Origin of the sequence: Streptococcus hepaticus (assembly GCF_043656315.1) — a bacterium.
Taxonomy (GTDB): domain Bacteria; phylum Bacillota; class Bacilli; order Lactobacillales; family Streptococcaceae; genus Streptococcus; species Streptococcus hepaticus.
Window position 1 is genome coordinate 1 of sequence record NZ_JBINIY010000026.1, and the last position, 8,565, is coordinate 8,565.

Here is an 8,565-nt window from a genome sequence, read left to right on the forward strand (position 1 = left end):
GATTCAACAAATCGTATTGGATGAAATGATGCAGCTTGCTCAGCCATTACCAGAATATGAGATACTACTTTCTATTCCTGGTATCGCAGAGACTACAGCTACAAGCATTATTGGCGAGTTGGGGGACATTCGTCATTTTCAGTCTGCCAATCAAATCAACGCTTTTATTGGCATTGACTTAAGGCACTACGAATCTGGAAACTATCTGGCACAAGAACACATTACAAAGCGTGGCAATCCTTATGCCAGAAAGATTTTATTTAAGTGTATCCATAACATCGCTTCTGCCAGTCACACAAATCCCTCTCATATCGCTGACTTCTATGAAAAACGAAAAAGACAATCGCAAGTCAGCTCAACCAAGCCACATACGATTGCCTCGATACATCGCCTTATTCGGACAATGTATTACCTCATAACGCATAATAAACTTTATGATTACCATTTAACCAAAAATCAGTAAAGATAACTATGCCATACTATTGTAATACCTTATTAAAAATCACTAGATAAGGTGCTGTCTTTGTGTACACTTTTTTCTGTCAAAATGACCTAAAAAGAGTCAGTAGACTTCACCATTCTACTGACTTTCTAGAAAATGATTCCAATAAGCGGTGATATACTTGACAAATAGTAGAAAAAAGCCCCTCTTTGTAAGGTTAAACCTCCAAAGAATGGCTTTAGAACAAGGTTTTTCATTATTTTAAGTAAGCAATGACTTCAACTTCTACCTTGACATCACGTGGCAAGCGAGCCACTTCAACAGCTGAACGCGCTGGAAATTCTGCTGAAAAAGCTGTCGCATAAACTTCATTGAAGGGTACAAAGTCATTCATATCTGCCAAAAAGCAAGTCGTTTTGACAACATGGTCAAAATCAGTTCCAGCCTCTGTCAAGATGGCAGCGATATTTTTCAAGACCTGTTCTGTTTGTTCTTGAATAGTCGTTCCTACAACTTCGCCCGTCTCAGGTGACAAGGGAACTTGACCAGAAGCGAAAAGGAAATCACCAACAATCTTGGCTTGGACGTACGGACCGATTGCCGCTGGGGCCTTGTCTGTGTGGATTGTTTTCATATTCATTCTATTGACTCCTCATTTTTCATATTGACAACATTATAACAGAAGATAGTTCTTTCCATAAATGAAAAAACTTTCATTTTCTTTTATAACTTTTTTCATTTATTCTTGTAACAATCTGGATTCTAAACAATTGGTCTCCACGTATTCCTCTCCCTAAATTCGCCCAACAAGATACTCCTCCCAAAAGAATATGAAACTTCTCCATCATAAAAAGAAATAAGCAAAAAAGGAGACGACTCTCCTTTTCGATTTATTAAGGTTTGATGCGGTTAAGCATACGTGGGAATGGGATAGCTTCACGGATGTGTTTTGTTCCAGCGACGAAGGTTACCATACGTTCGATACCGATACCGAAACCACCGTGTGGCACTGAACCGTATTTACGAAGGTCAAGGTAGAATTCGTATTCTGACTTGTCCATTTCGAGGGCATCCATTTTAGCAACGAGGGCTTCGTAGTCGTCCTCACGCATTGACCCACCGATGATTTCCCCGTAACCTTCTGGTGCAAGCAAGTCGGCACACAAGACACGTTCTGGGTTACCAGGAACTGGTTTCATGTAGAAGGCTTTGAAGCTTGCTGGGTAGTTGACTACAAAGGTTGGCACACCAAAGTAGTTTGAAATCCATGTTTCGTGTGGTGAACCGAAGTCATCACCATGTTCAATATGCTCATAATCAGTGTCTTCGTCATTTTCATGGGCTTGAAGAAGGTCAATGGCTTCATCGTAAGGCACACGCTTAAATGGTTGGTCAATGTAGCTCTTGAGCAAGTCTACATCACGTTCCAAAATTTCAAGGGCTTGTGGAGAACGGTCAAGGACACCTTGGATGAGGGCTTTAACATAAGCTTCTTGAAGGTCAAGTGACTCATCATGGCTAAGGAATGAGTATTCCGCATCCATCATCCAGAACTCAGTCAAGTGACGGCGTGTTTTTGATTTTTCAGCACGGAAAACTGGACCGAAGTCAAAGACACGCCCAAGAGCCATAGCACCAGCTTCAAGGTAAAGCTGACCAGATTGGCTCAAGAAGGCTGGTTGACCAAAGTAGTCTGTTTCAAACAATTCAGTTGAATCTTCCGCTGCATTTCCTGACAAGATTGGGCTGTCAAATTTGATAAAGCCATTTTGGTCAAAGAACTCATAAGTTGCGTAAATAATCGCGTTACGGATTTGCATGATGGCCATCTGTTTACGTGAACGCAACCACAAGTGACGGTTATCCATCAAGAAATCTGTCCCGTGCTCTTTTGGTGTGATCGGGTAATCTTGTGACTCACCAATAATTTCGATATCCGTAATATCCAACTCATAACCGAATTTTGAACGTTCGTCTTCTTTGACAATACCAGTCACATAGACAGAGGTTTCTTGACTGAGACGTTTGATAGTGTCAAACTTGGCTGCACCCTCTTCTTCACCAAATTTTTCAAGGAAGTTTGGTTTGAAGGCGACACCTTGGAAAAAGGCTTTCCCATCACGCAACTGGAGAAAGGCTAATTTTCCTTTTCCTGATTTGTTGGCAACCCAAGCACCGATGGTAACTTCTTGGCCGACGTAGTCTTTGACATCAATGATTGATACTAATTTTTTTGTCATGTTTTTTCTTTCTTTGATTATTATTTTTTGTGTTTTTCTGAAGTGGTGCGGACGTAAGCGACCTCCTTCGGAGTTCCATTGCTAACTTTTGAGCCGAAGTCTCAAAAGTTCCGTCCATAGTCACAACAGTGTTGTGACTATGGATTTCACCACGGCGAAAAACACTTTGTTTGCTCACTTCGTTCGTTTGCTGGCGCTAATAACTTTACAATCTAATTTTCCATAAAGTTTTTGAGGCGTTTGACGGCTTCTTTTAGGGTATCCATGTCTGTGGCGTAGCTTAGGCGGACGTTTTCTGGGGCTCCGAAGCCTGCTCCTGTGACTAGAGCGACTTCTGCTTCTTCTAGGATAGCATTGGTGAAGTCAGTCACATCTGTGTAGCCCTTGTTGGCCATAGCTTTTTTGACATTTGGAAAGAGATAGAAGGCGCCTTGTGGTTTGACTACTTCAAAACCCGGGACTTCGCAAATCAGTGGGTAGATGGTATTGAGGCGTTCTTCAAAGGCTTGGCGCATGTCCTCGATCGCATCTTGTGGGCCTGTGAAGGCTTCGATGGCTGCGTATTGGGCAGCTGTTGTCAGATTTGATGTGGTTTGGCCGATAATTTTGCCCATGGCTGCGATAATCTCGCTATCCCCTACGGCAAATCCCACGCGCCAGCCAGTCATGGCATAAGTCTTCGCAACGCCATTGACCACAATAGTCTGCTTGCGAATGGATTCAGATAGGCTAGAAATTGGCGTAAAAGTGTTGCCATTATAAACCAAGCGACCATAAATGTCATCAGCCAAGATGAGTAAGTCATGTTTCACTGCCCAGTTTCCAATAGCTTCCAGTTCCTCAGCCGTATAAATCATCCCTGTTGGATTAGATGGGCTATTGAGCAAGACCACTTTAGTCTTGTCAGTACGTGCCGCTTCCAATTGGTCAACGGTCACCTTGAAATCATTAGCTTCGGTAGCTTGAACAAAGACTGGAATCCCTTCAGCCATCTTGATTTGGTCGGCGTAAGACACCCAGTAAGGGGTTGGAATCAAAACCTCATCGCCTGGATTCAGCACAGCCATAAAGAAGGCATAAAGCACATACTTGGCACCCGTTGCTGCTACAATCTGATTGGTTGGTACCGTATAGCCATAAAATTGCTCCATGTAATTAGCAATAGCCGCCTTAAGCTCTGGCATGCCGCTCGCCACCGTATAGAAGCTAGCCGTCCCATTCTCAATCGAAGCAATCGCCGCTTCTTGAATGTTCTTGGGCGTCACAAAATCTGGCTCTCCCAAAGTCAAACTCAAAATATCTCGCCCCTGTGCTTTCAGTGCCTTGGCTTTCGCTCCCGCTGCCAAGGTCACACTCTCCTCCATGGTCAAGACACGTTGCGATAATTTTGTCATATACCCTCCTTCTTGAACAAGTTTCCTGTTTCAAATTCAATTAAATAGTAGCTAGTTGCAGACTTGACTTCCCAAATCGTTTTTCCATCTTCATGGCCCAATACTATTTTTTCAATCTTAGTTGCCCCATTTTCAGTGGCAATCTTTTCAGCAGCCTTTTTTGAAATTCCTTGCGATGTTTGATAAACATAGATATCGGAAGACTGCTTAGGAACTAAAACAAGAACTTCTTCCTGTTTCGCATTTTTTCCTTTTACAGAATAGTAGGTCTCACTACCGTTGTAAATATCAACTCCATCTATACTTTCCAAATCAACATACCGCTTAGCGACCTGAATAGCTTTTTCTCGAGCTATCTCAAAGGGTTTCGCTGAAGATTCTAAGAGAAAAAAAATAGAAAATAAACAGGCTGCAAAGAGAATAAAAATACCAAGCAACCACTGCTTGTATCCATTTTTCGTCCTCTGCTCCTCTAGTCTTCTCGATTTTTTCATAACAGTCTTATTATACTACAAGTTACGGAAAAATGCCATTTGTCTAGGGAGGATTCGGGATTTTTTCTTGAAAATTAGGTATATGATTGAAAAATCTGACATTTTCACATAAAATAGAAGAATGAAAGAAATTGATAAAGCATTTAATAACAATCAGTCTGCCTTGCATAGCCTTGTCGTCTTCCGCCGAGCAGCGAATACCATTACTCGTCAAGAGGTCGAAACCATAAAAAAACACAATCTGACTGTCAGTCAATTTGGTGTCATGGAGGCTCTTTACAATAAAGGAGATCTGCGCATCCAAGACTTGATTGAAAAACTATTGAGTACCTCGGGGAATATGACGGTTGTCATCAAAAATATGATTCGTGATGGCTACATCATTAAGGTCCAAGATGAGCACGACCGCCGCGCCTGTCGGATTCGTTTGACAAATTTTGGTCGAGAAACCATTGAAAAAATTCTTCCTGAACATTATGATAATATCGGTCAAATTTTTGAGGTATTATCTGAGGAAGATAGGGAAGAATTAATTACTATTCTAAAAAAATTCAAAAACTGAGCAAAAATATTGCTAATTAGTGATAAATAGTTTATACTGATTCCATCAAATAAATTTTAGGAAAAAACATGTTCAACAAACTTGTTTCATTCTTTAAAAAGAAAAGGAGTCAGAAATGGCAAATGTATTATTTATTGTAGGATCTCTTCGTGAAGGTTCATTCAACCACCAATTAGCAGCTAACGCTGAAAAAGCACTTGAAGGGAAAGCTAACGTTTCATACCTTGACTGGAAATCAGTTCCTGTTTTCTCACAAGACCTTGAAACTCCATTATTACCAGAAGTTCAAGCAGTCCGTGATGCTGTTCAAGCAGCAGACGCTATCTGGATTTTCTCACCAGCTTACAACTTCTCAATCCCAGGTTCAGTGAAAAACTTGCTTGACTGGTTATCACGTGCGGTTGACCTTTCAGATACAACTGGTGCATCTGCTATCAATGCGAAAGTAACAACTGTTTCAATCCTTGCTAACGCTGGTCATGACCAAGTAGCTGCTATCTACCGCGACTTGATGCCATTCATCCGTACACAATTCGTTGATGAAATCACTTATTCACGTGTTAACGATTCAGCTTGGGCTGATGGTAAATATATTGCTACTGAAGAAGTATTGGCTCAATTGAACAAACAAGCTGACGCCCTACTTGCAGCTATCAAATAATGAAATTTGAATCCCTTCTAAAAAAGGGATTTTTTCTGCAATCTATTGTCAAGTATTTCAAAAAGATTTATACTATCATATGTAGAATTTTTTAGAAAGAAATACATATAATCCGATTTCTCTCTCTCCAAAAAAGGAGTTTATAATGGCAAATATTTTATTTTTAGTTGGTTCTCTCCGTGAGGGCTCATTTAATCATCAATTAGCGGCTCAAGCTGAAAAAGCGCTTGAAGGGAAAGCGACTGTATCTTATCTCAATATTGGTGAATTTCCACATTTTAGCGAAGATTTAGAGACACCAACTTTACCAGTTATCGCTACTGCTCGTCAAGCTGTTGCGGAGGCAGACGCTATTTGGATTTTCACTCCTGTTTACAATTATGCTATTCCAGGAGTTGTGAAAAATGCATTGGACTGGTTGAGCCGTGCGCTTGATTTATCTAATCCAAAAGGTCCATCTATTTTACAAGATAAATTCTCAACTGTTTCTGCAGTAGCCAATGGTGGACATGCGCAATTATTTGCTGCATTCAACGATTTACTTCCATTCATCCGTACTCAAGTTGTAGGTGAATTCACAGGTTCTCCAATCAATCCAGAGGCTTGGGGAACTGGACAGCTCGTTGTACCTGAGGAAGTTCTTGAAAAATTACAAGCACAAGCCACAGCTTTGCTTGACGCCATTAACAACTAAGATTCAATATGAATCAAATCTCCGTTTTCTAGATCATCTAATGCTAATTGCTTTTTGATGATTTTAAAAATTCCGCCATAGCCAAGCTGTCTTTTTTTATACAAACCGTTGTATAAATCATCAACGACTTGTTTATTTTCAATATCTAATTTTATTGGCTTTGTAGGATACTTAGCGGTTTCTAGAATGGCTCTTTTTAAGCTTTTACCTTTTTCTTTCACAGAACGAATATCGACCATCGGAATATAATCAACCTTAAGAGATTGAGACCACATTTCACCCCACTCTTTTTGAGTAATATAGTCTTTTTTTGACTGAAAATAACTCGGTCTAAGCATTAATAAAACATGGATATGAGGGTGATAGTTATTATCTTTTTCGTTATGTGTCACCTCAACAGAACGAAAATAGCCGATCAAATTCTTTTGTACCTTAGCTCGCTTAAACAGTCTATCGAAGGATTTTGTCAAGGACGTTAATGTCCTGTTCAATTCAGTTCCAGGGACATTTTTAACAGTCAATGTCAAAAAAAGAAATCGTCCTTTAGGTTCTTGCTTAATGGCTTCATCGACAATTCTTGAAGTTTGGTAAGAATATTTCATGGAGCGTCTCCAGTTGCACATTGGGCAAAGCTTATTCTTGCAGAAATAAGCTTGATACAATTTTAAAGACCCATCTTCACGACGAATAAAGCGTAAAACATCTCCGCATGATTGAACACGTTCAATCAATGCTTTTTTGTAACCTAACTCATCAAAAATATCAGCTAATTTAAGGCTCATAAGTTTCCGCCCTCGCCAATTTCTGTCTTTTCCTTTACTGTTTTTATCTTGTAAGACTTCCTCTTAATTTAGGTGCTCTATCATGCTATAATTCAAGTACAAAATATTTTGAAATACACAAAAAGTCTGCACTTCTCCTTTCATAATTTATAGATTCAGCCCTTAAATTATAACATGAAAATTTTCAGAAGTAAAACGGCTTTTTTTGTTGCAAAAAAACCAGTAGTATCAAGGGATTACTGGGTGTCAAAAGAACTGTTTTTGCCCGTGAGTTATTTCCTACTAGTATTAAAGGGCTCTAAAAATAAAGAGGTACACCATGCTTATTTCATATCCCGCAATTTTTTATCAAGACGATCAAGGTTATTGGGTGGAGTTTCTTGAATTTAGAGGAGGAACTCAAGGAGAGACTCTTGAAGAAGCACTAAAAAATGCTCATGAAATGTTAGAGAGTGTTTTGGCTACTTATATTGAAAACGGTATGGCTTTACCTAAACCTAGTCAGTTAAACCCTAGCGAAGTCACTGACGGTATTTTAAAAGTCATATCAGTTAACTTGTAAATTCGTTTTTTGACACCTTATCTCGGACGTGATACAATAAAACTGCTTAAAAGTTCAAGAAATATGAGCATAAGGTGTCGCTTCCTTTATTCCAATTTCCTTTAGTCAGCAAGTAACCTTTCGCTATTTTTGGACTACGTATCCAGTCGTTCGTCTTTCAGCCTTCCGACTAGACACGTTAAGTCTAAATCGCTTAGCTTATCTTTAAAACCTCTCAGAAGGCTCATATTTGCCTTCTAAGCCATTTTACAATCTGATTCAGGCAGACAGGCAAGCAACGGATTTGTACACACAAACCGCTTAAATGACTTGTCAGAGTGCCTAAAACCTTATTCAGGTGATGTCATCTGAATTTGTCGCTACAATCGACTAAATGATTGCTATTCTATTTTGTTGTTGGACATTATTCTAAAAAATAATAATGATAGCGTTTGCGAAAATACTTGATTATCTCATTTTTTATATTAAAATTAAAGAAATATATATATTTTATTTTAATAAGGTAGTTATCAATTTTTTGTAAGTGGTAAATGGAGGTTTTAAAGGACAAAGATAATTTGAGGTGTTTGTTATGAAACAGAGAACTGTTGATTTATTTTTTATTATTTTATTGCTTTTAGAATTGTTTGTCGGTGTATTATCATTGCTTCAACAAGCAAATTTTTTAAGATTTATTTGTCTAGTTTTAGTTATGTTAGGAACGATTTATAATTGGATAAAGTTTTTTAGAAATT

General features: G+C 39.0%; 10 protein-coding genes. 5 read left to right on the top strand and 5 right to left on the bottom strand.

Translation table 11 applies throughout. The features are described from left to right. The coding region (locus tag ACHUFA_RS10645; RefSeq protein WP_394406015.1) for a transposase at positions 1-463 on the top strand (463 nt) is incomplete at its 5' end. A gap of 235 nt (positions 464-698) precedes the next feature. Here ACHUFA_RS10645 and ACHUFA_RS10650 read toward each other — a convergent pair. The 4 genes from ACHUFA_RS10650 to ACHUFA_RS10665 form a co-directional block, all read right to left on the bottom strand. Continuing rightward, on the bottom strand, positions 699-1,076 hold the full coding sequence (locus tag ACHUFA_RS10650) for a RidA family protein (protein ID WP_222350144.1): 378 nt from the start codon (positions 1,074-1,076) through the stop codon (positions 699-701). 259 nt (positions 1,077-1,335) lie between these two features. Next, positions 1,336-2,682 (bottom strand): asparagine--tRNA ligase, encoded by a 1,347-nt coding sequence (gene asnS, locus ACHUFA_RS10655; protein ID WP_222350130.1) that lies wholly within the window; start codon positions 2,680-2,682, stop codon positions 1,336-1,338. A gap of 212 nt (positions 2,683-2,894) precedes the next feature. Beyond that, positions 2,895-4,076 (bottom strand): pyridoxal phosphate-dependent aminotransferase, encoded by a 1,182-nt coding sequence (locus ACHUFA_RS10660; protein ID WP_394406018.1) that lies wholly within the window; start codon positions 4,074-4,076, stop codon positions 2,895-2,897. Continuing rightward, the gene (locus tag ACHUFA_RS10665) at positions 4,073-4,570 is read right to left on the bottom strand and encodes a cell wall elongation regulator TseB-like domain-containing protein (RefSeq protein ID WP_394406020.1); all 498 of its coding nucleotides are present in this window, start codon (positions 4,568-4,570) and stop codon (positions 4,073-4,075) included. Before ACHUFA_RS10665 ends, ACHUFA_RS10660 begins: the two co-directional genes overlap by 4 nt. Before the next feature lie 121 nt (positions 4,571-4,691). On the opposite strand from ACHUFA_RS10665, the gene ACHUFA_RS10670 reads away from it, so the two are divergent. The 3 genes from ACHUFA_RS10670 (at position 4,692) to ACHUFA_RS10680 (ending at position 6,487) form a co-directional block, all read left to right on the top strand. Continuing rightward, positions 4,692-5,132 carry a MarR family winged helix-turn-helix transcriptional regulator gene (locus ACHUFA_RS10670; protein ID WP_222350136.1) on the top strand — a complete coding sequence of 147 codons (441 nt, stop codon included), beginning with the start codon at positions 4,692-4,694 and terminating at the stop codon, positions 5,130-5,132. A 115-nt stretch (positions 5,133-5,247) separates the two neighbouring features. Next, positions 5,248-5,793, top strand: a complete 546-nt coding sequence (locus ACHUFA_RS10675) for an NADPH-dependent FMN reductase (RefSeq protein WP_222350138.1) — start codon at positions 5,248-5,250, stop codon at positions 5,791-5,793. Positions 5,794-5,938: 145 nt separating this feature from the next. Continuing rightward, positions 5,939-6,487: an NADPH-dependent FMN reductase gene (locus ACHUFA_RS10680; protein ID WP_222350140.1), complete on the top strand. Its 549-nt coding sequence runs from the start codon at positions 5,939-5,941 to the stop codon at positions 6,485-6,487. Here ACHUFA_RS10680 and ACHUFA_RS10685 read toward each other — a convergent pair. Beyond that, a complete protein-coding gene (locus ACHUFA_RS10685; protein WP_394406024.1) occupies positions 6,484-7,269 on the bottom strand; it encodes a protein rep in 786 nt (261 codons plus the stop codon). The two genes, ACHUFA_RS10680 and ACHUFA_RS10685, sit on opposite strands and share 4 nt — an antisense overlap. A 319-nt stretch (positions 7,270-7,588) precedes the next feature. Between ACHUFA_RS10685 and ACHUFA_RS10690 the strand changes: the two genes are divergently transcribed. Continuing rightward, positions 7,589-7,831 carry a type II toxin-antitoxin system HicB family antitoxin gene (locus tag ACHUFA_RS10690; RefSeq protein WP_394406026.1) on the top strand — a complete coding sequence of 81 codons (243 nt, stop codon included), beginning with the start codon at positions 7,589-7,591 and terminating at the stop codon, positions 7,829-7,831. Positions 7,832-8,565: the final 734 nt, after the last annotated feature.